Below are 23037 nucleotides of genomic sequence, written 5' to 3' on the forward strand. Positions count from 1 at the left end.
ATCATGCTCGGATCATCGCCCGACCTCAGCCGGCCGCGCGCCGCACCCTTCTTCTGCGATCATCATGGCGCGGAGCGCGGTCCATGGCGAGTCCGATAAGTCTAGTATCGTGATTTCGGGTTCGTAATTCGATACTGCGCTTCGAGCGACGCACGAAGCGCTTGGCAGGAATCGGGTGGGAGACGCTGTCGGCTCGGCATAGTTTCCGGCCAAGGACACCGGAGAATTTTGCCATGAGCATCCAGTTCAAAGCCCTGCCGACCGAAGCCGTGCGCGCCTTACAGCGGGGAGGGCCCGACGCTTACGGCCACACGCCAGAGCGAAGTATTTCGGACGGCGATGGCGTGCCGTGCCGGCATTGTATGAAGAACGTCGCAACCGGCGATAGCTATCTCATCCTCGCCTACCGGCCGTTCCCGGAGCTTCAGCCTTACGCGGAGACCGGACCGATCTTCCTGCATGCGGACGAATGCCAACGCCCCGCGGAGGCGGATGCACTGCCCGAGATGCTCCAAAGCAGCGACTACATAGTGCGCGGTTATGGCAAGGACGACCGCATCGTCTACGGCAGCGGCGCCGTCGTCCCGACTGGCGATATCGCGGCCCGCGCCGAGACTTTGTTCGAGCGCGACGACATAGCCTACATTCACGTCCGCTCGGCACGGAACAATTGCTACCAGTGCCGCATCGAACGAGCTTGATCGCCGGCAAAAAAATGCCCGCCGGTGGCCTGGCGGGCCGTTGGAAGTCTGTGACAGAAGCCTTCGGCCCGAGCCGCCGGCGGGGCCGGTTTTCACCGGAACCGAGGGCGACCGTAGCCATCAGGTAGCGAAACCTCTCTAGGCAGGTTTCTCGGGTCCCGAATGTGAAGCATTTCACACAAGAGGCACCGGATTCGCTCGCATGGCTAAGCGGCGGCCCGCATGCCCCCGCAAACTGTCGTACTCCCGTCGCATAACCGCGCTAGAAGGGCAGTCGTTGATCGATGGCCGACCGCGGATGAACCGGCGGCACATCGCAACATCGAGGAAGCGGGGCTCTGGCTCCGCTTTTTTGTTGCCCGGACTCTTCGCGCAAAGGACCGGTTGGAAACACGATAAAAAAACGCCCGCCGGAAGAACCGGCGGGCGACAGAAGGAAGCTTTTATCGAGGGCAATTCCAGGAAAGGTCTGTAGCAGCGGTACCGTCCGGAATTGCGTGACAAATAGTTTCAGGCGGCCAGCACCGCCTTCGGTTCGACCATCTCGTAACCCAGCGCTTCGGCGACGGCACGATTGGTGATCTTGCCCTTGTGGACATTGAGGCCGTTGCGCAGGTGATGGTCGTCGACCAGCGCCTTCAGGCCCTTGTCGGCGAGCTGCAGGCCGTGATGCAGGGTGGCGTTGTTCAGCGCGTGTGCCGAGGTAACCGGAACCGCGCCCGGCATGTTGGCGACGCAGTAGTGGATCACGCCGTCGACCTCATAGGTCGGGTCGGCATGGGTCGTGGCGTGCGAGGTCTCGAAGCAGCCGCCCTGGTCGATGGCGACGTCGACGAGCACCGAGCCCTTCTTCATGCCGGAGAGCATTTCGCGGGTGACCAGCTTGGGTGCGGCAGCGCCCGGGATCAGCACGGCGCCGACGACGATGTCAGCCGAGAAGCACTCGTCTTCGAGCGCCTCGACGGTCGAGTAGCGGGTATGGACACGGCCGCCAAAAATGTCGTCGAGCTGGCGCAGGCGCGGGATCGAGCGGTCGATGATGGTGACGTCGGCGCCGAGGCCGGCAGCCATCTTGGCAGCGTGCAGGCCGACGACGCCGCCGCCGAGCACGGTGACCTTGCCTGGCAAAACGCCGGGAACGCCGCCGAGCAGCACGCCGCGGCCGCCATTGGCCTTCTGCAGCGCGGTCGCGCCGGCCTGGATCGACAGGCGGCCGGCGACTTCCGACATCGGTGCGAGCAGGGGAAGACCGCCACGGTCGTCGGTGACCGTCTCATAGGCGATCGCCGTGACGCCCGAAGCGAGCAGGCCCTTGGTCTGCTCCGGATCCGGGGCGAGGTGGAGGTAGGTGTAGAGGATCTGGCCGTCGCGCAGCTGCACCCATTCGTTGGGCTGCGGCTCCTTGACCTTGACGATCATGTCCGACTTGGCGAACACGTCGGCGGCCGTCTTGGCGATCGTGGCGCCGGCGGCGCGATAGGCGTTATCGTCGGCGCCTATTCCGGCGCCGGCGCCAGCCTCGACAAGCACTTCGTGACCGTGCGCGACATATTCGCGGACAGAGCCGGGCGTCAGACCGACACGGTATTCATGGTTCTTGATTTCCTTGGGGCAGCCGACGCGCATCTTCTTCTCCTGTCCGGCCCTTGAAAGGGCGCTCTCCCTGACATTTCCGGGCATGCCGCCAATCCCAAACCGCCGCGCAGTTTTAGGGCGACATGCATGAGGCGCAGTGAAGCATGAATCGTTCCGCATGTGTTTGCGAATGCACTTGCGGCAGCGTCCGGTCTTCGATAATCGTTGCGCAAAAAGCCGGAATATTCGCAGGAATCTCGAAAAATGCCGCTCGACAGGATCGATATCGCCATTCTGGAGACTTTACAGAAGGATGGCCGGATCCCCAATGCAGCGCTTGCCGAAAAGGTTGGGCTGTCGCAGTCGGCCTGCTCCAGGCGCCTAGACAATCTGGAGAAATCCGGAACCATCCGCGGCTATCACGCGCGACTGTCGAATGCAGCGCTCGGCCATCAGATGACGGCGATCGTGCATATATCGCTGTCGGGGCAGTTCGAGAAGACGCTGTCCGATTTCGAAGCGGCGATCAAACGCTGCCCGAACGTGCTTTCCTGCCATCTGATGTCGGGCGAATACGACTATATCCTGCGTATAGCGGCCAAGGACCTTGCCGACTATGAGCGTATCCACAAGGAATGGCTGTCGGCGATGCCGCATGTGACGAAGATCAACTCATCCTTCGCCCTGCGCGAGATCGTCGACAGGACAGCGGTGGGGTTGAGGCCGGAAATGGCCTAGCTGAGGTCAGAGCGTTTCAGCGTTCCACCGGAACCCGAACCGCTCAATGTCTTTGCTTTGCGCAATTGCGGACGGAAACCGCTACACTCTTTTCGTGGAACTGCCTTAGGCTCCGGCCGCCTCGGTGACCACCTTGGTCATCGGGATGTCGTGCGGTTGCGGATAGATGGTGGGAATGCGCTGCAATTCGTAGCCGACGCCGATCACCAGCGGCCTGAACGGCATGGCAGCAAGTGTACGATCGTAGAAACCGCCGCCATAGCCCAGCCGGTAGTTGCTGGGATCGATGCCGACCACAGGCGAGATCACGATATCGGGCAGGACAGGATCACCCTCGGCCGGGATCGGGATGTTCCAGACGCCTTTCTCCAGCCGGTCGCCCGGCGCGTAGGCGCGGAACACCAAAGGCTGGCCCTTCTCGATGACGACGGGCAGCGCGGTGCGGCCGCCGCGCGCATTGATCGACGCCATAAAGCCGCGCAGGTCCGGCTCGCCGCGGAACGGCCAGTAGAGGCTGACCAAAAGGCCGGCAACGTTGCCGACCAGCGTATCGAGGCCCTCGGCAATCCGCTGTGACATTGCCGCGCGTGCATCGGCGGAAACCGCAAGCCGCGCCCCGATCAGCCGCTCACGCTCCGCCTTGCGCCAGCGCCGGACATCGGTCCAGTCGGACAGCGGCATCTGATAGGCCGGGTCGAGCTCATGCATGAAACAAGGCGGTGAAGCGTATTGGGCCGGGCCGTCGTCATCGCGATTGTCAGACATGCTTCACTCCTATCGTTCTGCTCCACGCTATACCGGGCGTTCCGGGGCGACATGCGCGTACACGACACCGGACGACGACTCCCAGGCAATGACATGGCCAGCGGCGGCGTTGTTGCGGTGCACAAAAATGCTTACATCTAGGCAATCGGGTTGCTTTGGGCGAGGTGGCTGAAAATGGACGAAGCCAAGCATCATGTCGTGATCGTCGGCGCCGGGTTCGGCGGTCTCGAACTTACCCGCGCGCTGGCCGGCGCACCGGTGCGCATCACCATGATCGACAAGCGCAATCACCACTTGTTCCAGCCGCTGCTCTACCAGGTGGCGACCACCGCGCTGGCGACCTCCGAGATCGCCTGGCCGATCCGTCATCTGTTACGCAAGCGCAAGGACGTGACGACGCTTCTGGGTACGGTCATCGGTGTTGACCGCGCAGGCAACCGCGTGCTGCTCGATGACGGGAGCGCAGTCGGCTACGACACGCTAGTGCTCGCCACCGGCGCGCGCCACGCCTATTTCGGCCATGACGAATGGGAGCCATTCGCGCCCGGGCTGAAGACGCTGGAAGATGCCACCACCATCCGGCGCCGCATCCTGCTCGCCTTCGAGCAAGCCGAGCGCGAGACCGATCCCGCCAGGCGCCAGGCATTGCTGACGCTGGTCATCGTTGGCGGCGGACCGACCGGCGTGGAGCTTGCCGGCACCATTGCAGAGCTTGCGCAGGACACGCTGCGCGGCGAATTCCGCAATATCGACACGCGGCAGGCGCGCGTTGTGCTGATCGAAGCCGGTGACCGTGTGCTCGCCAATTTCGCACCGGAGCTCTCGGCCTATGCTCAAAAAGCGCTGGAGCGGCTTGGCGTGACGGTCGAGCTTGGCCGTGCCGTCACGCAGTTGGATGCCGAGGGCGTCGTCTTTGGCGATACCTACCTGCCGGCAAAGACGATTTTATGGGCAGCCGGCGTCGCCGCTTCGCCTGCGGCGGAATGGCTGGGAGCGCCCGCCGACCGGGCGGGCAGGGTGCTGGTCGAGCCCGATCTCACCGTGCCGGGCAGCCCGGAGATATTTGTTATCGGCGATACGGCACATCTGCTGCGACCGGACGGCAAGCCGGTACCGGGCGTGGCGCCGTCCGCCAAGCAGGAGGGCAGGCATGTTGCTGCAACGATCAAAGCGAGGCTCGATGGCGACGCAACGCCACGCCCTTTCCGCTACAAGCATGCCGGCGACCTGGCGACGATCGGCAAACGCGCGGCCGCCATCGATTTCGGCTGGATCAAGCTCACCGGCTGGCTCGCATGGTGGCTCTGGGGGATAGCGCACATTTATTTCCTGATCGATTTCCGCAATCGGCTCGCAGTGTCGCTCAGCTGGCTATGGATATATTTTACCGGACAGCGCAGCGCGCGCCTGATCACTCAGGGTGACGACGACAAGAGCTGATTGCTTTTCATCGACGCGTCACCGTGTCGTGATCAACAGACATCCAACAGACATGGACTCGAAATGCCTTCGGCGGCATGTTCCGATTGAGGGGCAGGGCATGTCGCGTTGTCTAAGAGGAGGAAAACAATGTCACTTTTGCCCGTCTCTCGCCGCGAATTCCTGGCCGGAGCCGCCGCCAGCGGAGCGCTGATCATGCTGCATCCGTTCTCCGCCCGGGCCGCAGCCAATCAGGCGCATCTGAGGATCATGGAGACGACCGACATCCATGTGAATTTGCTGCCCTATGACTATTACGCCGACAAAGCGAACGACACGATGGGCCTGTCGCGCACGGCCTCGCTGATCGACGGGGTGCGCAAGCAGGCCACCAATGCGATGCTGATCGACAATGGCGACCTGTTACAGGGCAATCCGATGGGCGACTACATCGCCTATGAAAAAGGGCATGAAGGACGGCGACCTGCATCCGATCATGAAGGGCATGAACCTGCTCGGCTATGAATGCTCGACGCCCGGCAACCACGAATTCAACTACGGCCTGTCCTTCATGGACAAGGTGTTGGCCGGCGCCAATTTCCCCTTCGTGTGCGCCAACCTGATCCGGGGCACGACGCTCGCCACGAACCCGCGCGACGACAAGCTCTACCTCAAGCCCTATGTCATCCTCGACAAGAAGATCAAGGACAGTTCCGGCGCCGAGCAGCCGATCAAGATCGGGGTGATCGGTTTCGTGCCGCCGCAGATCATGGTCTGGGACCTGAAAAACCTGGAAGGCAACGTCCAGACCCGCGACATTGTCCAGGCGGCCAAGGCCTGGGTACCGCAAATCCGCGAGGAGGGCGCCGACATCGTCATTGCGCTTTCGCATTCCGGCATCGATATCAAGCAGGGCGAAATGATGGAGAACGCCTCCTTCTTCGTCGCCGGCGTCGAAGGCATCGACGCGGTCTTCACCGGGCACCAGCATCTCGTCTTCCCCGGCAAGAAGGATTTCCAGGCGCTGGAAGGCGTCGACACCGAAAAAGGCACTCTGCAGGGCAAGCCGGCGGTGATGGGCGGCTTCTGGGGCTCGCATATGGGCCTGATCGACCTGCTTCTTGAGCGCGACGGCTCGAAATGGCGCGTCGTCTCGGCCACCTCCGAGGCGCGGCCGATCTATGAGCGGGTCGACAGCAAGAACAAGGCTACGGTCGGCGACGACAAGCGCATCATCGCGGCGCTCGAGCAGGATCACGAGGCGACGCTCGCCTATGTCCGCCGCCCCGTCGGCAAGACGTCCGCGCCGCTCTATTCCTATTTCGCTTTGGTCGCCGACGATCCATCGGTGCAGATCGTCAATCAGGCGCAGAGCTGGTATCTCAAGGATATTCTGAAGAGCACAGAGTGGAAGGACGTGCCACTCCTCTCTGCGGCGGCACCGTTCAAGGCAGGCGGCCGCAACGGCGCCGACTACTTTACCGACGTCCCTGTCGGCGATATCGCCATCAAGAACGTCGCCGATCTCTATCTTTATCCGAACACCGTGCGCGCGGTCGAAATCACCGGCTCGCAAGTCAAGGAATGGCTGGAGATGTCGGCCGGCATCTTCAACAGGATCGAGCCCGGGAAGGCGGATCAGCCGCTGATCAACACCGAGTTCCCCTCCTACAATTTCGACGTCATCGATGGCATCACCTACAAGATCGACCTGTCGCAGCCACCGAAATACGATACGAAGGGCGCCGTCGCCAATGCCGGCTCCAGCCGCATCGTCGATCTTAAATTCGGCGGCAAGCCGCTCGATCCGGCAGCGAAATTCGTGGTTGCCACCAACAACTACCGCGCTGGCGGCGGCGGCAATTTCCCCGATATCAATGCTTCGAAGATCATCTATGAGGCGCCGGACACCAACCGCGACGTGATCGTGCGCTACGTCATCAGCGAGGGCACGATCAATCCGTCGGCGGACGACAACTGGTCGTTCGCGCCGCTGCCTGGAACCAGCGTTGTCTTCGAGACCGGACCCAGGGCCAAGGATTTCATCGGTCAGGTGAAGTCGCTGAAGATCGAGCCGGCGGGCGAGGGTGAGGCGGGGTTTGCCAAATACCGCATTACCCTTTGATGTTGCGCGGCCGGGCCGGCCTGATTTGGCTAAGGCGAAGGGGTGGTCGCGGGCGTGGTGAGCGGCCCGGGGAAGGCCGGCTGGATCGACGTGCCGAGCGGATCGCTGGGCACGGTCAGCGGCGCCATTCCTCTCGGGTGGCGAATCTCCTGGATGGTCGATGTCGGCGTGTTGTTGACAAGGTCGCTGGCCCCCGGTGTCAGCGTCGGGGCAGTCAGCGCGCCCAGCGGGTCATTGGTGACTGTGGGCAAGGATACTTTTGCTTCAGCGGCACTTGCCGAGATCACGGCAAGCAGCAGCACGGCGACGGCTACGGTGCGGTTCAAGGAAGCCTCCTGTTGCGAACGACGCTCGGCGCTCGCCCGAGGATGCAGTGACGGCGCCGGACAGCCGGAAAAATGCCGGATGTCCGATCGCGGTTGCATCATGTTCGCATGAGACATTTGTGCTCGCACCGCAGCTCTCCAGGTAGCCGGCGCTGGGTCCCATGACGCCGGAAAGGTGCGTCGATTACAAAGCAGTGAATTGGAACGATTGCCGTGAAGGCGCTCTGGTTCGGTTTGGGGACATACGCTAGCTTTAGCCATGCGTTATGTGATCGTTATCGTCGCCATCACGTTCTTCCTGATCTGGGACGGCCTCTACAACCAGGGCCAATATCTCGACGCGACCGTCAGGGAGATGTCGCGCATCGTGCGTTACGTCACCGGCGCTGCCTGAGGCCCCGACGCTGCCGCTCAAATAGCGGGCGCGACATCGTTGCCGGTTGACGCGACGGCCTTGCTCCCACAAAACGCGTTCATCCGTCGATCAAGGAGGCTGGGTTTGATCCGGCACATCGTTTTCTTCAGCGTGCGGCGCAAGGAGGATGTGGAGGCCGTCCGGTCAGGGCTGCAGGAACTGGGCAAGATTCCCCATTCGAAACACTTCGAGGTGACGCTCAATACCAAGGTCGATCTGTTCTCAAACGCGATCGACGTGGTCGTCTATGCCGAATTCGAGGACGAGGCAGCGCTCGCAGCATACAGGGCGCATCCGATCTATGCGGAGACGACAGGCAGGGTTAAACCGTTGCGCGAGCTGCGTTATTCGGCCGACGTCGTGGCCGCCGCCTGAGCCGCGCCGTCCGCTCGCCTTGGACGCCAGGCCTTGAACCGATTTCCGCAATGGTGCACACCGCGCCGGCATGACGAAAACTCCGCCCCATCCGCTCGACCATCTCGTTCTGCCCACGCGGAGCCTCCACATTGCAAGGCAGCGCCTCTCGTCGCTCGGCTTCGTCGTCGCCCCGACCGGCGTCCATCCTTTCGGGACCGAGAACGCTTGTGTCTTCTTCACCGACGGCACCTATCTGGAACCGCTGGCCGTCGGCGATGACAAAACGGCCGATCGGGCGATGGGCGAAGGCAACGTCTTCGTCGCGCGCGACCGCCTTTACCGCAGCAGGCTTGACGACGAGGGCTTCTCCGCGGTCGTCTTCGGGACCGCCGATGCAGATGCCGACCACGCGCGCTATGTCGAAGCGGGGCTGTCGGCTGGCAACATGTTGAGCTTTTCGCGCGCCTTCACCGACACCACGGGCAAAAGCGACACGGCATCGTTCAAACTGGCATTCGCGGCCGATAGAAAAGCACCGGACGCCTTCCTGTTCGCCTGCCAGCGCATCAACGCGCCGCAGATCGACCGCACCGCACTGCAGGCACATGCCAATGGCGTGACCGGCATCGTTGAGATCGTGGCGGTGAGCGACGAGCCTTCGAGCCAGAGGGGACTGATATCGATCGCTGCCGGCCAGGACGCGAGCGACGGCGACAGGACTGACCTGCCAAACGCGACCCTGGCCGTTCTGACGCCCGACGCTTTTGCCGCACGGTTCGGTGCTTCGGCAAGGCAGCCTTCGGACCTGCGATTTGCGGCCGTCATCTTTGCGGTTCGCAGCGTCGCCGCAGCTACCCAGCTACTTGCGGCAAACGCGATAGAGCACAACATGAGCGACGACGATGTCGTCGTGCCGCCGGCACCCGGTCAGGGCGCGGCCTTCATCTTTCGGGAGATCCCATGAGCGAGCCCCTTGCGCCCAATGCCGCGGTAAGCGTCGGCAAGGTGGTTTTCGCCAACAATGCGCCCTTGTCGCTGATCGCAGGCCCCTGTCAACTCGAGTCGCGCCAGCACGCCTTCGACATGGCCGGCGCACTGAAGGAACTAACCACAAGGCTCGGTATCGGGCTGGTGTACAAGACGAGCTACGATAAGGCCAACCGCAGCTCGCTCGGCGGCGCGCGCGGTGCCGGGATCGAGGCGGCGATGCCGATCTTCGACGACCTGCGCAAGGAGTTCGGACTGCCGGTGCTGACCGACGTCCACACCGAGGAGCAATGCGCATTGGTCGCGCCGCATGTGGATGTGCTGCAGATACCGGCCTTTCTCAGCCGGCAGACGGATCTGCTGATTGCGGCGGCGCGCACCGGCAAGGTGGTGAACGTCAAGAAGGGTCAGTTCCTGGCGCCATGGGACATGAAGAATGTCGTCGCCAAGGTCACCGGTTCCGGCAACGCCAACGTGCTGGTCACCGAGCGCGGCGCCTCCTTCGGCTACAACACACTGGTGTCGGACATGCGAGCGCTGCCGATCATGGCCGAGATCGGCGCGCCGGTGATCTTCGACGCCACCCATTCCGTGCAGCAGCCGGGCGGGCAGGGCGGCTCGACCGGTGGCGAACGACGCTTTGTCGAGACCCTCGCGCGCGCCGCCGTGGCGATCGGCGTTGCCGGCGTGTTCATCGAAACCCACCAGGATCCGGACAACGCCCCCTCGGACGGCCCCAACATGGTGCCCTTGAAGAATCTTCCCGCATTGCTGGAAAGGCTGATGGCGTTCGATCGGATCGCCAAGAGGCCGTAGCAGGGCAGCCGAAAATCTGGAACCTTCGCCCGCTCCCCTCATTGTCCACAACGGACAATCAAATGAGAGGAGCACAACAATGACCACTCCGTCTGGCCACACCGAAGCCATCGCCGCCTCACGCGTCATCGGCACCTCGGTCTACAACACCGCCGGCGACAGCATCGGCAGCATTGAGGACGTGATGCTCGACAAGATGTCGAACGGGATCATGTTCGCGGTTATCGGCTTCGGCGGCTTCCTCGGCATGGGCGAGAAGTATCACGCCATTCCGTGGGCAAGCCTCGACTATGATGAAAACATGGGCGGCTACGTCGTGCCTTTCACGAAGGAACAGCTCAAGGCGGCACCGGCCTACTCGATCGAGGAATTGACCGGCGCCGATGGTGAAGCGGCCCGCGACGCATCCTTCGAATACTACCACGTGAAGCCTTACTGGCACTGATCGGCCTGAGCGGCTGCTTCCAGAATCGAGAAGGCCCCCGGGTCCGGGGGCCTTCGAGCGTTGAGGGACCTATTCAGCGGTCCGAAGGGTGGATAGCTCCGTGGAGTTCTGCTGAGGCTTCTGGGTGTCGCAGGACGTTAGGAACGCCGCCGCGATCAGGAACAAACTCACGATACCGCTCAACTGAGACATGGCGAAACTCCTCGTGTTTCGCCCCGCGCAAACACGACCATAAATCAGAAGGGCGAGTCGCGCGCATGACTAATGATGACAAAGATTTGCGCTTCGTGAATCTTGTCGCCTGCAATTATTGCGGACCGCCCAATTGCCTTTTGCCGGGCTTTGGCTAAGAGGGGCGCGACGCTTCAATCGATCAATCGGGGACATCGCAATGACCGCCATCATCGACATTGTCGGGCGTGAAATCCTGGACAGCCGTGGAAATCCGACCGTCGAGGTCGACGTGGTGCTGGAAGACGGCTCGATGGGCCGCGCCGCCGTTCCGTCGGGCGCCTCGACCGGCGCGCATGAGGCGGTCGAGCTGCGCGACGGCGGGCCGCGCTATCTCGGCAAGGGAGTCCAGGGCGCCGTCGAGGCCGTGAACGGCGAGTTGTTCGAGGCGATCGGCGGCATGGAAGCCGAGAACCAGATCCATATCGACCAGACGATGATCGAGCTCGACGGCACTCCGAACAAGAGCCGGCTCGGCGCCAACGCCATCCTCGGCGTGTCGCTGGCGGTGGCCAAGGCCGCCGCCGAGGCCGCCGGGCTGCCGCTCTACCGCTATGTCGGCGGCGCCAAGGCGCACATCCTGCCGGTGCCGATGATGAACATCATCAATGGCGGCGCTCATGCCGACAACCCGATCGACTTTCAGGAATTCATGATCCTGCCGGTCGGCGCGCCGACGCTGCGCGACGGCGTGCGTTGGGGCTCTGAAATCTTCCATACGCTGAGGAAGAAGCTGAAGGATGCCGGCCACAACACCAATGTCGGCGACGAGGGCGGTTTCGCCTCCAACCTGAAGAGCGCGCCGTCGGCCCTCGATTTCATCATGGAATCGATCGAGAAGGCCGGCTTCAAGCCGGGCGAGGACGTGGCGCTCGGCCTCGACTGCGCGGCGACCGAGTTCTTCAAGGACGGCAACTACGTCTATGAGGGCGAGAAGAAGACCCGCGATCCGAAGGCGCAGGCCAAATACCTCGCCAAGCTCGCTTCCGATTATCCGATCGTCACCATCGAGGACGGCCTTGCCGAGGACGATTGGGAGGGCTGGAAATACCTGACCGATCTGATCGGCAAGAAGACCCAATTGGTCGGCGACGATCTGTTCGTCACCAACACGGCGCGACTGCGCGACGGTATCCGCATGGGCGTCGCCAACTCGATCCTGGTCAAGGTCAACCAGATCGGCTCGCTCACCGAAACGCTCGACGCGGTCGAGACCGCGCACAAGGCCGGCTACACCGCCGTCATGTCGCACCGCTCGGGCGAGACCGAGGATTCGACCATTGCCGACCTCGCCGTCGCCACCAACTGCGGGCAGATCAAGACCGGCTCGCTGTCGCGCTCAGACCGCATGGCCAAGTACAACCAGCTCATCCGGATCGAGGAAGAGCTCGGCCGGCAGGCGCGCTACGCCGGCAAGTCGGTGGTCAAGGGCTGATCCGGACAAACTGTCTTGGTTGTTGAAAGAGGCGGAGAGGCGGGTTTCCCCGCCTCTTTTTGTTTCGGCAGGTCTCAGTCCAGCCAGCCGTAACCGTCCATTAAGCACAATCGGGCGAAAAAAGACTCGAACAGCCGCTTGCGCTCGCGGCCGAAAGGGGTCGGGTCATGTGGACACGTCAGCACAAGCAGAGAAACACCGGCAAGCTGATCGTTCCGTCGCTCTGCGTGCTGTTTCTCGCCTATTTCGGCTTCCATGCCTATCACGGTGAGTTCGGCATCTACTCCAAATATCGGCTGCAGGCCCAGGCGGCCGAACTCCAGACTCAGCTCGACGCGGTCAAGGCGCGCCGGATCGACTTCGAACGTCGTGTCCAGCTCATGCATGAAGGCACGCTGGAAAAGGACATGCTTGACGAGCAGGCCCGAAAGGCGCTCAATCTGTCCCATCCGGACGAAATCACCATCATGCTGCCGGCTTCGGCAAAATAACCGAATTTCGGTTAATAAAACTTATTTGCAATGATTCCAATCGCTTAGGATGCATGTCAGCCATGCATTTTTCAGCATGGCGCATTGCATTCTTGCGTGTTAGCCTCGCTCAAATCGGTGGGGAGACGGGTCGCTCTCCCTTGAATGTCCGCGAAGAGACGCCAACAGGGAGTGATGTATGGCCACCGCCGCCAGAAAAGCGCCTGCCAAGTCCAAATCCAGATCCGACGGCAAATCGTCGGCCCTTTCCACCCCCAAGCCAGCCGACTTCACCAAAGAAGAAGAGCTCTCCGCCTACCGGCACATGCTGCTCATTCGCCGCTTCGAGGAGAAGGCGGGCCAGCTTTACGGCATGGGCTTTATCGGCGGCTTCTGCCACCTCTATATCGGCCAGGAGGCCGTCGTTACCGGCATGAAGATGGCGCTGATCGAGGGCGACCAGATGATCACCGCCTATCGCGACCATGGCCACATGCTGGCGATGGATCTGTCGCCGCGCGGCGTCATGGCCGAGCTCACCGGGCGCCGTGGCGGCCTGTCGAAAGGCAAGGGCGGCTCCATGCACATGTTCTCCAAGGAGAAGCATTTCTATGGCGGCCACGGCATCGTCGGCGCGCAGGTGTCGCTGGGCACAGGCCTGGCCTTCGCCAACCGCTACCGCGACAACAAGAATGTCTCGCTGACCTATTTCGGCGACGGCGCCGCCAACCAGGGCCAGGTCTATGAAAGCTTCAACATGGCCTCGCTGTGGAAGCTGCCGGTAATCTACATCATCGAGAACAATCGCTACGCCATGGGCACATCGGTGTCGCGCTCATCCGCCGAGACCGACTTCTCCAACCGCGGCGCTTCCTTCAAGATTCCCGGCATGCAGGTCGACGGCATGGACGTTCGCGCGGTCAAGGCAGCCGGCGACGTCGCCGCCGAATGGTGCCGCGCCGGCAACGGCCCGCTGATCCTCGAGATGCAGACCTATCGCTATCGCGGGCATTCGATGTCCGACCCGGCGAAGTATCGCTCCAAGGAAGAAGTGCAGAAGATGCGCTCGGAGCACGACCCGATCGAACAGGTCAAGGCGCGCCTGATCGATAAGAGGTGGGCGAGCGAAGACGATCTCAAGGCCATCGACAAGGAGGTCCGCGACATCGTCGCCGACGCCGCCGAATTTGCCCAGCACGACGCCGAGCCGGATCCGTCCGAGCTCTGGACCGACATCGTACTCTAAGGAGGGCAAGGACATGCCGATCGAAATTCTCATGCCCGCTCTCTCGCCGACGATGGAAGAGGGCAATCTTTCCAAGTGGTTGAAGAACGAAGGCGACAAGGTCGTCGCCGGCGACGTCATTGCCGAGATCGAGACCGACAAGGCGACGATGGAGGTCGAAGCCGTCGATGAAGGCACGCTCGCCAAGATCGTGGTTCCGGCCGGCACCGAAGGCGTCAAGGTCAACGCGCTGATCGCCGTGCTTGCGGTCGATGGCGAAGACGTCGACAAGGCCGGCGAAGGCATCGGCGAAGAAGAGCCCAAGGCTGAAGCGGCCGCGCCGGCACCGGCGCCCGCCGCGGCCAAAAGCGAAGCGGCTGCGCCAGTCGCCGCCGCGCCGAAGGCGGAAGTCGCGGCCGATCCGGACATCCCTGCCGGCACCGAAATGGTCTCGACCACGGTGCGCGAGGCGCTGCGTGACGCGATGGCCGAGGAAATGCGCCGCGACGGCGATGTCTTCGTCATGGGCGAGGAAGTTGCCGAATACCAAGGCGCCTACAAGATCACGCAAGGCCTGCTGCAGGAGTTCGGTCCGCGCCGCGTTGTCGATACCCCGATCACCGAGCATGGCTTTGCCGGCGTCGGCGTGGGCGCGGCGATGGCGGGCCTGAAGCCGATCGTCGAGTTCATGACCTTCAACTTCGCCATGCAGGCGATCGACCAGATCATCAACTCGGCCGCCAAGACGCTCTATATGTCCGGTGGCCAGATGGGCGCCCCGATCGTCTTCCGCGGCCCGAACGGCGCCGCGGCCCGTGTCGCCGCCCAGCACTCGCAGTGCTACGCCGCCTGGTACAGCCATATCCCCGGCCTGAAAGTGGTGATGCCCTACACGGCAGCCGACGCCAAGGGCCTGCTCAAGGCTGCGATCCGCGATCCGAACCCGGTCATCTTCCTCGAGAACGAAATTCTCTACGGCCAATCCTTCGACGTGCCGAAGCTCGACGATTTCGTGCTGCCGATCGGCAAGGCGCGCATCCACAAGCAGGGCAAGGACGTCACCATCGTCTCCTTTGGCATCGGCATGACCTATGCGGTCAAGGCCGAGGCCGAACTGCGCGGCATGGGCATTGATGCCGAAATCATCGATTTGAGAACCGTCCGTCCGCTCGACTTCGATACGATCATCGCTTCGGTCAAGAAGACCAACCGGCTGGTCGTGGTGGAGGAAGGCTTCCCGCAGAGCTCGGTCGGCGACCACATCGCCAGCCAAGTCTCGCAGCGCGTCTTCGACTTCCTCGATGCGCCGGTCATCACGATCGCCGGCAAGGATGTGCCGATGCCTTACGCGGCGAACCTCGAAAAGCTGGCGTTGCCCAATGTCGGCGAGGTCGTCGAGGCTGTCAAAGCCGTCACCTATCGCTGAGCCGGTCGGGAGGACAACATGCCAATCAACATCACCATGCCGGCTCTCTCGCCCACGATGGAAGAGGGCAATCTCGCCAAGTGGCTGGTCAAGGAAGGTGATCATGTTGCGCCCGGTGACGTGATCGCGGAGATCGAGACCGACAAGGCGACGATGGAAGTCGAAGCGGTCGATGAGGGCACAGTCGCTAAGCTGGTCGTCCCGGCAGGCACCGAAGGCGTCAAGGTCAATGCGGTGATCGCCATTCTGGCAGGCGAAGGCGAGGACGCCGGTGCTGCCGCAAAGAGCGATGGCGGTGCGGCGCCCAAGGCGGAGGCTCCGAAAGCGGACCCTGCGAAGGCCGAGGCGCCCAAGGAAGTGCCGAAGCCGGCGGCCGCGCCGGCGAAGGCCGAGCCTGCACCGGTCGCCAACGGCCACGCCGGCGGCGAGCGCGTGTTCGCCTCCCCGCTTGCCCGCCGCATCGCCAAGGATGCCGGTGTCGACGTGAAGGGGCTTAGTGGCTCCGGTCCGCATGGCCGCGTGGTGAAGGCCGATGTCGAGGCGGCGATCGCTTCCGGCGGCGCCAAGGCTGCGCCTGCCGGCAAGGCTCCTGCCGGTGCGCCCGCAGGCGCTCCTGCCCCGGCGCCGAAGCCGATGTCGGACGATCAGGTGCTGAAGCTGTTCGCGGAAGGCTCCTACGAGCTCGTTCCGCACGACAATATGCGCAAGACCATTGCGCGCCGGCTGGTCGAGGCCAAGAGCACCATTCCGCATTTCTATCTGACGCTCGACTGCGAGCTCGATGCGCTGCTCGCGCTGCGCACGCAGCTCAACGCCGCGGCCCCGATGCGGAAAACCGAGAAGGGCGAGGTCCCGGCCTACAAGCTCTCGGTCAATGACATGGTGATCAAGGCGATGGCGATGGCGCTGATGGCGGTGCCGGACGCCAACGCCTCCTGGACCGACAACGCCATGGTCAAGCACAAGCATGCCGATGTCGGCGTCGCCGTCTCGATCCCCGGCGGCCTGATCACGCCGATCATCCGCCACGCAGACGAAAAGACGCTGTCCGTCATCTCCAATGAGATGAAAGATCTGGCAAGCCGTGCCCGCAGCCGCAAGCTGAAGCCCGAGGAATACCAGGGCGGCACCACGGCCGTGTCCAATCTCGGCATGTTCGGCGTCAAGGATTTTGCCGCCGTGATCAACCCGCCGCACGCCACGATCCTTGCGGTCGGCGCCGGCGAGGAGCGCGCCATCGTGAAGAAAGGCGAGATCAAGATCGCGACCATGATGTCGGTGACGCTGTCGACCGATCACCGCGCCGTCGACGGCGCGCTCGGTGCGGAGCTGCTCGGCGCCTTCAAGCGCATGATCGAAAACCCGATGGGCATGCTGGTGTAGGAAGGGAAAAAGGCGGTGCGGAATTTCTTCACCAGCCTTTTCGCCTTCATTCTTTCCGGTCTGGCCGGCGTACTTGTCGTTCAAGAGCTGGCGGTCATCACCGGCGCGACAGAGGAATGCATTCTGGTCTTCGCGGCCACGGTGATGATCGTCGTTGTGGTCACGGTCGGCTTCTTCCTCGTTCAATTCCGAGGCAAGCCGGTGCGGGCGCTCGGCGGGATGCTGTGGCTGCTGCTTGCGCTTTTCTGTCTCGGGCTGCTGGCGCTGGTGGGCTGCACGTTTTCGGTGCCGGCCGAGAGCCGGGCGACCGCAAATGACCTTTCGATCGTTTCCGGCCTGATCCTGCCGGGCGTAGCGGCGATCATCGTGCAATGGCCGCGCTGGCAACTCAAGCGCTCGGCGGCGGCATTCGGCTGGGGGACAACCGCATGAAGACAATTCTCTGCTATGGCGACTCGCTGACCTGGGGCTACGACGCTGGCAGCCTCGGGCGCCTTGCGCTGGAGGACCGCTGGCCAAGCGTGCTCAAGACGGCGCTGGGCGACGGCATCGAGGTCATCGCCGAAGGGCTGAACGGCCGCACCACTGCCTTTGACGATCACCTCGCCGGTGCCGACCGCAACGGCGCGAGAATGCTGCCGACGATCCTCACGACGCACGCGCCGCTCGACCTGATCATCATCATGTTGGGCGCCAACGACATGAAGCCGTGGATCCACGGCAATCCCGTTGCCGCCAAGCAGGGCATGCAGCGCCTGATCGATATCGTGCGCGGTCACGACTATCCGTTCGACTGGCCGGCTCCGCAGATCCTCATTGTCGCGCCGCCCGCGGTGACGCGCACCGAGAATGCCGAATTCAAGGAAATGTTCGCCGGCGGCGATGACGCCTCGAAGCGGCTGGCGCCGCAATATTCCTCGCTTGCCGACGAGGCCGGCTGCGGCTTCTTCGACGCCGGCTCCGTCGCCGTCACCACGCCGCTCGACGGCGTCCATCTCGATGCCGAAAACACGCGGCGGATCGGTCAGGCGCTGGCGCCCCTCGTGCGTGTGATGCTTTCCTTCTAACCCCGAGAAAAATCAGGGAGAAACCCGTGGCTGAGAACTACGACGTCATCATCATCGGCTCAGGCCCCGGCGGCTATGTCACCGCGGTGCGTTCCGCCCAGCTCGGCTTCAAGACGGCGATCGTCGAGCGCGAGCATCTCGGCGGCATCTGCCTCAACTGGGGTTGCATCCCGACCAAGGCGCTGCTGCGCTCGGCGGAGATCATGCATTATTCGGACCATCTCAAGGATTACGGCCTGAAGCTCGAAGGCAAGGTCGGCCCCGACACCGCCGCCGTCGTCGACCGCTCGCGCAAGGTTTCGCTCAGGCTGAATGGCGGCGTCGCCTTCCTGATGAAGAAGAACAAGGTCGACGTCATTTGGGGTGAGGCGAAACTCTCAAAGCCTGGTGAGGTCGTCGTCTCCAAGACCGCCAAGAAGCCGATGGAGCCGCAGCCGCCGGTGCCGAAAGGCGTCAAGGGCGAGGGAACCTATACCGCCAAGCACATTATCCTGGCGACCGGCGCCAGGCCGCGTGCGCTGCCCGGCATCGAGCCGGACGGCAAGCTGATCTGGACCTATTTCGAGGCGATGGTGCCTCAGGAGATGCCGAAATCGCTGCTGGTGATGGGCTCGGGCGCGATCGGCATAGAGTTCGCTTCCTTCTACCGCACCATGGGCGCCGAGGTGACGGTGGTAGAGCTGCTGCCGGCGGTGATGCCAGTCGAGGATGCCGAGGTCTCGAAATTCGCGCAGAAACAGTTCGAGAAACAGGGCATGAAGATCATCCTGGAAGCCAAGGTGACCAAGGTCGAGAAATCAGCCAATTCGATCACCGCGCATGTCGAGATGAAGGACGGCAAGGTCGAGAAGATCACCGCCGACCGCATGATCGCGGCCGTCGGCGTGCAGGGCAACATCGAGAACCTCGGCCTCGAGGCGCTCGGCGTCAAGACGGATCGCGGCTGTGTCGCGGTCGACGGCTACGGCAGGACGAACGTGCCCGGCATCTACGCCATCGGCGATGTGGCCGGGCCGCCGATGCTCGCCCACAAGGCCGAGCACGAGGGCGTGATCTGCGTCGAGAAGATCGCCAATATCCCGGGCGTGCACGCCATCGACAAGCTGAAGATCCCGGGCTGCACCTATTGCAGCCCGCAGGTCGCCTCGGTCGGCCTGACCGAAGCCAAGGCCAAGGCCGAGGGCAAGGACATCCGCGTCGGTCGCTTCCAGTTCGGCGCCAACGGCAAAGCCATCGCGCTCGGCGAGGACCAGGGCTTCATCAAGACCATCTTCGACAAGAAGACCGGGCAGCTGCTGGGCGCGCATATGATCGGCGCCGAGGTGACCGAGCTCATCCAGGGTTTCGTCGTGGCGATGAACCTGGAGACCACAGAGGAAGAGCTGATGCACACGATCTTCCCGCATCCGACCCTGTCGGAGATGATGAAGGAAAGCGTGCTCGACGCCTATGGCCGCGCTTTGAACGCATGATAGACTGCTCGCGCGAGACTCAGACGCGGCAGCCGGAGGATTCTGAGGGCAAAGCAGTTCGTATCCGGATGCATTTTCACCTGATCAAGGAGGAATTGGCATATGGACGTGAATGGCGTGGGCTGGATAGCAGCCATCATCATCGGAGGCTTGGCCGGATGGCTCGCCGAAATGGTCATGAAGAGCAACACCGGCATCTTCATGAACATCATTTTGGGTATCGTCGGCGCGATCGTTCTGAATGCGATCTTACAGGCTCTCAACATCCAGTCCTTCGGCGCCGGCTGGTTCGCCTATCTCATCACCGGTTTCATCGGCGCCTGCCTGCTGATCTTTGTCGGCCGGCTGGTACGGCGCTGAGCCCCAGCGAAGTCCGTTATGCGAAAATGGCCGTGGCGGCATGCGCCGGCGTGGCCTTTTTCTTTATTCCGAAAAGTCCTAGATGACGCAGACAGGCGGCCGCGACGCGGGCGGCCGCGAAGGGTTCGAAATGGTCACTGTTCTCGACACGATCGCCAATGCGCCGCGCCCGCGGCATCCCGAAAAGGCGCACAGGCCGGACCAGGAAGTGCTGCGCAAGCCGGACTGGATCCGCGTCAAGGCGCCGGTTTCGAAGGGTTACGCCGAGACACGCGAGATCGTGAAGTCGCACAAGCTGGTAACGGTGTGCGAGGAGGCCGGATGTCCGAACATCGGTGAATGCTGGGACAAGAAGCACGCCACCTTCATGATCATGGGCGAGATCTGCACGCGCGCCTGCGCCTTCTGCAATGTCGCCACCGGCATCCCGACCGCCCTCGACGCGGACGAGCCGGCGCGTGTCGCCCATGCGGTCAAGCAGATGGGCCTCAGCCACGTCGTCATCACATCGGTCGACCGCGACGACCTCGACGACGGCGGCGCGCAGCATTTCGCCGACGTCATCCACGCCATCCGCGCCGCCGCGCCTTCAACGACGATCGAGATCCTGACGCCCGACTTCCTGCGCAAGGACGGCGCGCTTGAGATCGTCGTTGCCGCCAAGCCCGACGTCTTCAACCACAATCTGGAAACCGTGCCGTCGAATTACCTGACGGTGCGGCCCGGCGCCCGCTACTTCCACTCGATCCGGCTGCTGCAGCGCGTGAAAGAACTCGATCCGTCGATCTTCACCAAGTCCGGCATCATGGTTGGCCTCGGCGAGGAGCGGAACGAAGTGCTGCAGCTCATGGATGACCTGCGTTCGGCAAGTGTCGACTTCATGACCATCGGCCAATACCTGCAGCCTTCGAAGAAGCACCATCCGGTGATCCGCTTCATCACGCCGGACGAGTTCAAGTCCTTTGAGACGATCGGCAAGACGAAGGGCTTCCTGCTGGTCGCTTCGAGCCCGCTGACGCGCTCCTCGCATCATGCCGGCGAGGATTTCGCCAGGCTGCGCGCGGCGCGCGAGGCGCAGCTCAAGAAGGCCAGCTGACGCTTTCATGCCGAAATTCGAAGCCACCCGCCGCGTCGCCTACACGCCGGAACAGATGTTCGCGCTGGTGGCGGATATCGAGACCTATCCGCAATTCCTGCCGCTCTGCGAGGCGCTGACGGTGCGCTCGCGCAAGGAGCGCGACGGCCGCACCATCCTCGTCGCCGACATGAGCATCGGCTACAAGGCGATCCGCGAGACCTTTACGACCCAGGTGCTGCTCAAGCCCGACGAGAACGCCATCGACGTCAAATACATCGACGGCCCGTTCAAATATCTCAGCAACATCTGGCGCTTCGATCCGGCCGATGGCGGCTGCGAAGTGCATTTCTTCATCGACTACGAATTCAAGAGCCGCATTCTCGGCGCGCTGATGGGCACGATGTTCGATCGCGCCTTCCGCATGTTTTCCGAAGCATTCGAGAAGCGAGCGAACGTGATCTACGGCGCGGCGCAAGGCACGCCTGATCCGCGGATAGCCTAGTCCAGCGCTCGCAGGCCAAGCTGCAGCGCGTGCCGGACCGTCTCGTGGCGGATAAATTCCCGCCCCTTATGACCAAACAGCTGGCGCTCGACGACGACCGGCTGGCCGGCAAATGCTATCCCGAACCAGACGAGACCCACCGGCTTTTCCGACGAGCCGCCGCTCGGGCCGGCAATTCCGGTGACGGCAAGGGAGAGGCTCGCGCGCGAATGCGTCAGCGCGCCCGCCGCCATCTCCCTGACCGTCTCACCCGAGACCGCGCCATGCGCCTCAAGCGTCGCCGCGGCGACGCCGAGCATCTCCATCTTGGCTTCGTTGGAGTAGGTGATGAAACCACGATCGACCACGGAGGAAGAGCCGGCAATGTCGGTCAGTGCTGCAATGATCAGACCGCCGGTGCAGCTCTCGGCCGTAGCCAGCATGATGCCGCGCTGCTGACAAGCCTGGAGCAGGGCGTTGGCTAATTCCGCGTTGCTCATGCCGGCACGTCTCCCGGATAGACGACGCTGGCGGTCGCGATCGCCGCAATGCCTTCGCCGCGCCCGACAAAGCCGAGCTTCTCGTTGGTCGTCGCTTTGATCGAAATGCGTTCCGGCGCAATGCCGAGCATCGCCGCCAGCGCCGCCGTCATCGCCTCGCGATGCGGCCCCACCCGCGGCGCCTCGCAGATCAGCGTGATATCGGCATTGGCGATGCGCCCGCCGTGCTCGCGCACCAGCTTCGCGGCATGCTCGACGAAGATCTTCGAGGCAGCGCCCTTCCATTGCGGGTCCGATGGCGGAAAATGCGTGCCGATGTCGCCGGCGCCGCAGGTGGCGAGCAACGCATCGGTGAGCGCATGAAGCCCGACATCGGCGTCCGAATGACCGGAGAGTTTGCGGTCATAGGGGATAGTGACCCCGCACAGCGTGACATGGTCGCCCGCTTCGAACGCGTGCACATCGTAGCCATTGCCGGTGCGGATGTCCGGAAAGCGCGGCAGCGCATATGAGAGCCGTTGGTCGGCCATCGCGATATCCCTTGCCCAGGTGAGCTTGATGTTCTCCGGCGAGCCCTGGACGATCTTGACCGGAATATGCGCCCATTCGGCGATCGCCGCGTCGTCGGTGAACTCGCTTTTGCCGAGATGATGCGCCTTCTCGTGCGCCGCCAGCAGTGCCCAGAACGGGAAACCTTGCGGTGTCTGCGCCGCGTGCAGGCCGGCCCTCGATACCGTCTCCTCGATCATACCGTCGGCCGATTCCCGCTTGAGCGTGTCGGCGACGGGAAGCGCCGGCAGGGCGCCCTGGCGCTCGCCGATCGCCTCGATGGTTCGCTCGATGAGCCCATGATCGACGAACGGGCGCACCGCGTCATGCACCAGCACCTTTGCCGGCGCCTGCTCCCTCAGCGCCAAAAGTCCCAGCCGGACGGAAGCCTGGCGGGACGGACCGCCCATGACGATGAGCGTGCGCGTAGCATTAGCTCCCGCCGCGCGCTCGAACAGCTCGCGGTCGTCGGCGTGGATCGCCACCACCACTGGCCCGACGGCTGGATGTGTCAGGAATCTTTCCAGCGTATGCGCAATGACGGCGCGTCCGCCGATGCGCTGATACTGCTTCGGCCCGTCGGCCTGTCCGGCACGGGCGCCGCGGCCGGCGGCGACAATGACCACGCCGACCTTGCCGTCCGGTTTTTCACTTGTGTCAGTCATGGCGAGAGGCTTAGTCGCGGCTCGCA

General features: G+C 63.2%; 24 protein-coding genes and 1 pseudogene. 20 read left to right on the plus strand and 5 right to left on the minus strand.

What is annotated here, in order from left to right; translation table 11 throughout:
- The first annotated feature begins 233 nt into the window (after positions 1-233).
- Entirely contained in the window at positions 234-701 is a 468-nt protein-coding gene (locus tag EOD29_RS24795) for a DUF1203 domain-containing protein (protein ID WP_127248188.1), read from the plus strand.
- A gap of 510 nt (positions 702-1211) precedes the next feature.
- Here the strand turns inward: EOD29_RS24795 and ald are convergent.
- Positions 1212-2327: an alanine dehydrogenase gene (gene ald, locus EOD29_RS24800; protein WP_067321621.1), complete on the minus strand. Its 1116-nt coding sequence runs from the start codon at positions 2325-2327 to the stop codon at positions 1212-1214.
- Positions 2328-2540: 213 nt separating this feature from the next.
- On the opposite strand from ald, the gene EOD29_RS24805 reads away from it, so the two are divergent.
- Positions 2541-3014 (plus strand): Lrp/AsnC family transcriptional regulator, encoded by a 474-nt coding sequence (locus tag EOD29_RS24805; protein WP_059188527.1) that lies wholly within the window; start codon positions 2541-2543, stop codon positions 3012-3014.
- A 105-nt stretch (positions 3015-3119) separates the two neighbouring features.
- On the opposite strand, the gene EOD29_RS24810 is transcribed toward EOD29_RS24805, so the two are convergent.
- The gene (locus EOD29_RS24810; protein ID WP_127248189.1) at positions 3120-3779 is read right to left on the minus strand and encodes a 5-formyltetrahydrofolate cyclo-ligase; all 660 of its coding nucleotides are present in this window, start codon (positions 3777-3779) and stop codon (positions 3120-3122) included.
- Positions 3780-3953: 174 nt separating this feature from the next.
- On the opposite strand from EOD29_RS24810, the gene EOD29_RS24815 reads away from it, so the two are divergent.
- Both EOD29_RS24815 and EOD29_RS24820 read left to right on the plus strand, forming a co-directional pair.
- Complete coding sequence (locus tag EOD29_RS24815; RefSeq protein WP_127248190.1) at positions 3954-5219, plus strand: NAD(P)/FAD-dependent oxidoreductase; 1266 nt, start codon at positions 3954-3956, stop codon at positions 5217-5219.
- Positions 5220-5348: 129 nt separating this feature from the next.
- Positions 5349-7323 (plus strand): annotated as a pseudogene (locus tag EOD29_RS24820) (bifunctional 2',3'-cyclic-nucleotide 2'-phosphodiesterase/3'-nucleotidase).
- A gap of 29 nt (positions 7324-7352) precedes the next feature.
- Here the strand turns inward: EOD29_RS24820 and EOD29_RS24825 are convergent.
- Complete coding sequence (locus tag EOD29_RS24825; protein WP_095825439.1) at positions 7353-7649, minus strand: hypothetical protein; 297 nt, start codon at positions 7647-7649, stop codon at positions 7353-7355.
- 259 nt (positions 7650-7908) lie between these two features.
- Here EOD29_RS24825 and EOD29_RS37920 point away from each other — a divergent pair, with 259 nt between their 5' ends.
- The 16 genes from EOD29_RS37920 to EOD29_RS24900 all read left to right on the plus strand — a co-directional run bounded on the left by EOD29_RS37920 (position 7909) and on the right by EOD29_RS24900 (position 21318).
- Positions 7909-8043 carry a hypothetical protein gene (locus EOD29_RS37920; RefSeq protein ID WP_259979787.1) on the plus strand — a complete coding sequence of 45 codons (135 nt, stop codon included), beginning with the start codon at positions 7909-7911 and terminating at the stop codon, positions 8041-8043.
- Positions 8044-8148: 105 nt separating this feature from the next.
- The gene (locus EOD29_RS24830; RefSeq protein WP_066989660.1) at positions 8149-8439 is read left to right on the plus strand and encodes a Dabb family protein; all 291 of its coding nucleotides are present in this window, start codon (positions 8149-8151) and stop codon (positions 8437-8439) included.
- A 70-nt stretch (positions 8440-8509) separates the two neighbouring features.
- Positions 8510-9385 (plus strand): VOC family protein, encoded by an 876-nt coding sequence (locus tag EOD29_RS24835; RefSeq protein ID WP_067321395.1) that lies wholly within the window; start codon positions 8510-8512, stop codon positions 9383-9385.
- Entirely contained in the window at positions 9382-10224 is an 843-nt protein-coding gene (kdsA, locus tag EOD29_RS24840; RefSeq protein ID WP_127248191.1) for a 3-deoxy-8-phosphooctulonate synthase, read from the plus strand. Before EOD29_RS24835 ends, kdsA begins: the two co-directional genes overlap by 4 nt.
- Before the next feature lie 79 nt (positions 10225-10303).
- A complete protein-coding gene (locus tag EOD29_RS24845) occupies positions 10304-10669 on the plus strand; it encodes a PRC-barrel domain-containing protein (protein WP_066989666.1) in 366 nt (121 codons plus the stop codon).
- A gap of 391 nt (positions 10670-11060) precedes the next feature.
- On the plus strand, positions 11061-12335 hold the full coding sequence (gene eno, locus EOD29_RS24850) for a phosphopyruvate hydratase (RefSeq protein WP_127248192.1): 1275 nt from the start codon (positions 11061-11063) through the stop codon (positions 12333-12335).
- A 167-nt stretch (positions 12336-12502) separates the two neighbouring features.
- Complete coding sequence (locus tag EOD29_RS24855) at positions 12503-12826, plus strand: septum formation initiator family protein (RefSeq protein ID WP_066989670.1); 324 nt, start codon at positions 12503-12505, stop codon at positions 12824-12826.
- Between the two features lie 178 nt (positions 12827-13004).
- Positions 13005-14051: a pyruvate dehydrogenase (acetyl-transferring) E1 component subunit alpha gene (pdhA, locus tag EOD29_RS24860; protein ID WP_067321386.1), complete on the plus strand. Its 1047-nt coding sequence runs from the start codon at positions 13005-13007 to the stop codon at positions 14049-14051.
- A 13-nt stretch (positions 14052-14064) separates the two neighbouring features.
- The gene (locus EOD29_RS24865) at positions 14065-15456 is read left to right on the plus strand and encodes a pyruvate dehydrogenase complex E1 component subunit beta (protein WP_127248193.1); all 1392 of its coding nucleotides are present in this window, start codon (positions 14065-14067) and stop codon (positions 15454-15456) included.
- Between the two features lie 18 nt (positions 15457-15474).
- The gene (locus tag EOD29_RS24870; protein ID WP_127248194.1) at positions 15475-16839 is read left to right on the plus strand and encodes a pyruvate dehydrogenase complex dihydrolipoamide acetyltransferase; all 1365 of its coding nucleotides are present in this window, start codon (positions 15475-15477) and stop codon (positions 16837-16839) included.
- Positions 16840-16854: 15 nt separating this feature from the next.
- Positions 16855-17271, plus strand: a complete 417-nt coding sequence (locus EOD29_RS24875; RefSeq protein ID WP_127248195.1) for a hypothetical protein — start codon at positions 16855-16857, stop codon at positions 17269-17271.
- Positions 17268-17906, plus strand: a complete 639-nt coding sequence (locus EOD29_RS24880) for an SGNH/GDSL hydrolase family protein (RefSeq protein ID WP_127248196.1) — start codon at positions 17268-17270, stop codon at positions 17904-17906. Before EOD29_RS24875 ends, EOD29_RS24880 begins: the two co-directional genes overlap by 4 nt.
- A gap of 26 nt (positions 17907-17932) precedes the next feature.
- On the plus strand, positions 17933-19378 hold the full coding sequence (lpdA, locus tag EOD29_RS24885; protein WP_127248197.1) for a dihydrolipoyl dehydrogenase: 1446 nt from the start codon (positions 17933-17935) through the stop codon (positions 19376-19378).
- Positions 19379-19480: 102 nt separating this feature from the next.
- On the plus strand, positions 19481-19738 hold the full coding sequence (locus EOD29_RS24890) for a GlsB/YeaQ/YmgE family stress response membrane protein (protein WP_067321367.1): 258 nt from the start codon (positions 19481-19483) through the stop codon (positions 19736-19738).
- Positions 19739-19868: 130 nt separating this feature from the next.
- Complete coding sequence (lipA, locus tag EOD29_RS24895) at positions 19869-20834, plus strand: lipoyl synthase (RefSeq protein WP_127248265.1); 966 nt, start codon at positions 19869-19871, stop codon at positions 20832-20834.
- A gap of 7 nt (positions 20835-20841) precedes the next feature.
- On the plus strand, positions 20842-21318 hold the full coding sequence (locus tag EOD29_RS24900; RefSeq protein ID WP_066989693.1) for a type II toxin-antitoxin system RatA family toxin: 477 nt from the start codon (positions 20842-20844) through the stop codon (positions 21316-21318).
- On the opposite strand, the gene EOD29_RS24905 is transcribed toward EOD29_RS24900, so the two are convergent.
- Positions 21315-21797: a CinA family protein gene (locus EOD29_RS24905; RefSeq protein ID WP_127248198.1), complete on the minus strand. Its 483-nt coding sequence runs from the start codon at positions 21795-21797 to the stop codon at positions 21315-21317. The two genes, EOD29_RS24900 and EOD29_RS24905, sit on opposite strands and share 4 nt — an antisense overlap.
- Complete coding sequence (locus EOD29_RS24910; protein WP_127248199.1) at positions 21794-23011, minus strand: bifunctional 2-C-methyl-D-erythritol 4-phosphate cytidylyltransferase/2-C-methyl-D-erythritol 2,4-cyclodiphosphate synthase; 1218 nt, start codon at positions 23009-23011, stop codon at positions 21794-21796. Before EOD29_RS24910 ends, EOD29_RS24905 begins: the two co-directional genes overlap by 4 nt.
- Positions 23012-23037 lie beyond the last annotated feature (26 nt).

The sequence above is a fragment of the Mesorhizobium sp. M1A.T.Ca.IN.004.03.1.1 genome, assembly GCF_003997555.1.
In the GTDB taxonomy this organism is placed as follows: domain Bacteria; phylum Pseudomonadota; class Alphaproteobacteria; order Rhizobiales; family Rhizobiaceae; genus Mesorhizobium.

Bases quoted from the DNA above. Each gene is read 5' to 3' on its own strand.
- EOD29_RS24880 (WP_127248196.1), top strand. From the start codon at position 17,268: ATGAAGACAATTCTCTGCTATGGCGACTCGCTGACCTGGGGCTACGAC.
- eno (WP_127248192.1), top strand. From the start codon at position 11,061: ATGACCGCCATCATCGACATTGTCGGGCGTGAAATCCTGGACAGCCGT.
- EOD29_RS24795 (WP_127248188.1), top strand. From the start codon at position 234: ATGAGCATCCAGTTCAAAGCCCTGCCGACCGAAGCCGTGCGCGCCTTA.
- EOD29_RS24910 (WP_127248199.1), bottom strand. From the start codon at position 23,011: ATGACTGACACAAGTGAAAAACCGGACGGCAAGGTCGGCGTGGTCATT.
- EOD29_RS37920 (WP_259979787.1), top strand. From the start codon at position 7,909: ATGCGTTATGTGATCGTTATCGTCGCCATCACGTTCTTCCTGATCTGG.
- EOD29_RS24815 (WP_127248190.1), top strand. From the start codon at position 3,954: ATGGACGAAGCCAAGCATCATGTCGTGATCGTCGGCGCCGGGTTCGGC.
- EOD29_RS24890 (WP_067321367.1), top strand. From the start codon at position 19,481: ATGGACGTGAATGGCGTGGGCTGGATAGCAGCCATCATCATCGGAGGC.
- EOD29_RS24845 (WP_066989666.1), top strand. From the start codon at position 10,304: ATGACCACTCCGTCTGGCCACACCGAAGCCATCGCCGCCTCACGCGTC.
- EOD29_RS24905 (WP_127248198.1), bottom strand. From the start codon at position 21,797: ATGAGCAACGCGGAATTAGCCAACGCCCTGCTCCAGGCTTGTCAGCAG.
- ald (WP_067321621.1), bottom strand. From the start codon at position 2,327: ATGCGCGTCGGCTGCCCCAAGGAAATCAAGAACCATGAATACCGTGTC.
- EOD29_RS24870 (WP_127248194.1), top strand. From the start codon at position 15,475: ATGCCAATCAACATCACCATGCCGGCTCTCTCGCCCACGATGGAAGAG.
- EOD29_RS24810 (WP_127248189.1), bottom strand. From the start codon at position 3,779: ATGTCTGACAATCGCGATGACGACGGCCCGGCCCAATACGCTTCACCG.
- kdsA (WP_127248191.1), top strand. From the start codon at position 9,382: ATGAGCGAGCCCCTTGCGCCCAATGCCGCGGTAAGCGTCGGCAAGGTG.
- pdhA (WP_067321386.1), top strand. From the start codon at position 13,005: ATGGCCACCGCCGCCAGAAAAGCGCCTGCCAAGTCCAAATCCAGATCC.
- lipA (WP_127248265.1), top strand. From the start codon at position 19,869: ATGGTCACTGTTCTCGACACGATCGCCAATGCGCCGCGCCCGCGGCAT.
- EOD29_RS24835 (WP_067321395.1), top strand. From the start codon at position 8,510: ATGACGAAAACTCCGCCCCATCCGCTCGACCATCTCGTTCTGCCCACG.
- EOD29_RS24865 (WP_127248193.1), top strand. From the start codon at position 14,065: ATGCCGATCGAAATTCTCATGCCCGCTCTCTCGCCGACGATGGAAGAG.
- EOD29_RS24855 (WP_066989670.1), top strand. From the start codon at position 12,503: ATGTGGACACGTCAGCACAAGCAGAGAAACACCGGCAAGCTGATCGTT.
- EOD29_RS24805 (WP_059188527.1), top strand. From the start codon at position 2,541: ATGCCGCTCGACAGGATCGATATCGCCATTCTGGAGACTTTACAGAAG.
- EOD29_RS24900 (WP_066989693.1), top strand. From the start codon at position 20,842: ATGCCGAAATTCGAAGCCACCCGCCGCGTCGCCTACACGCCGGAACAG.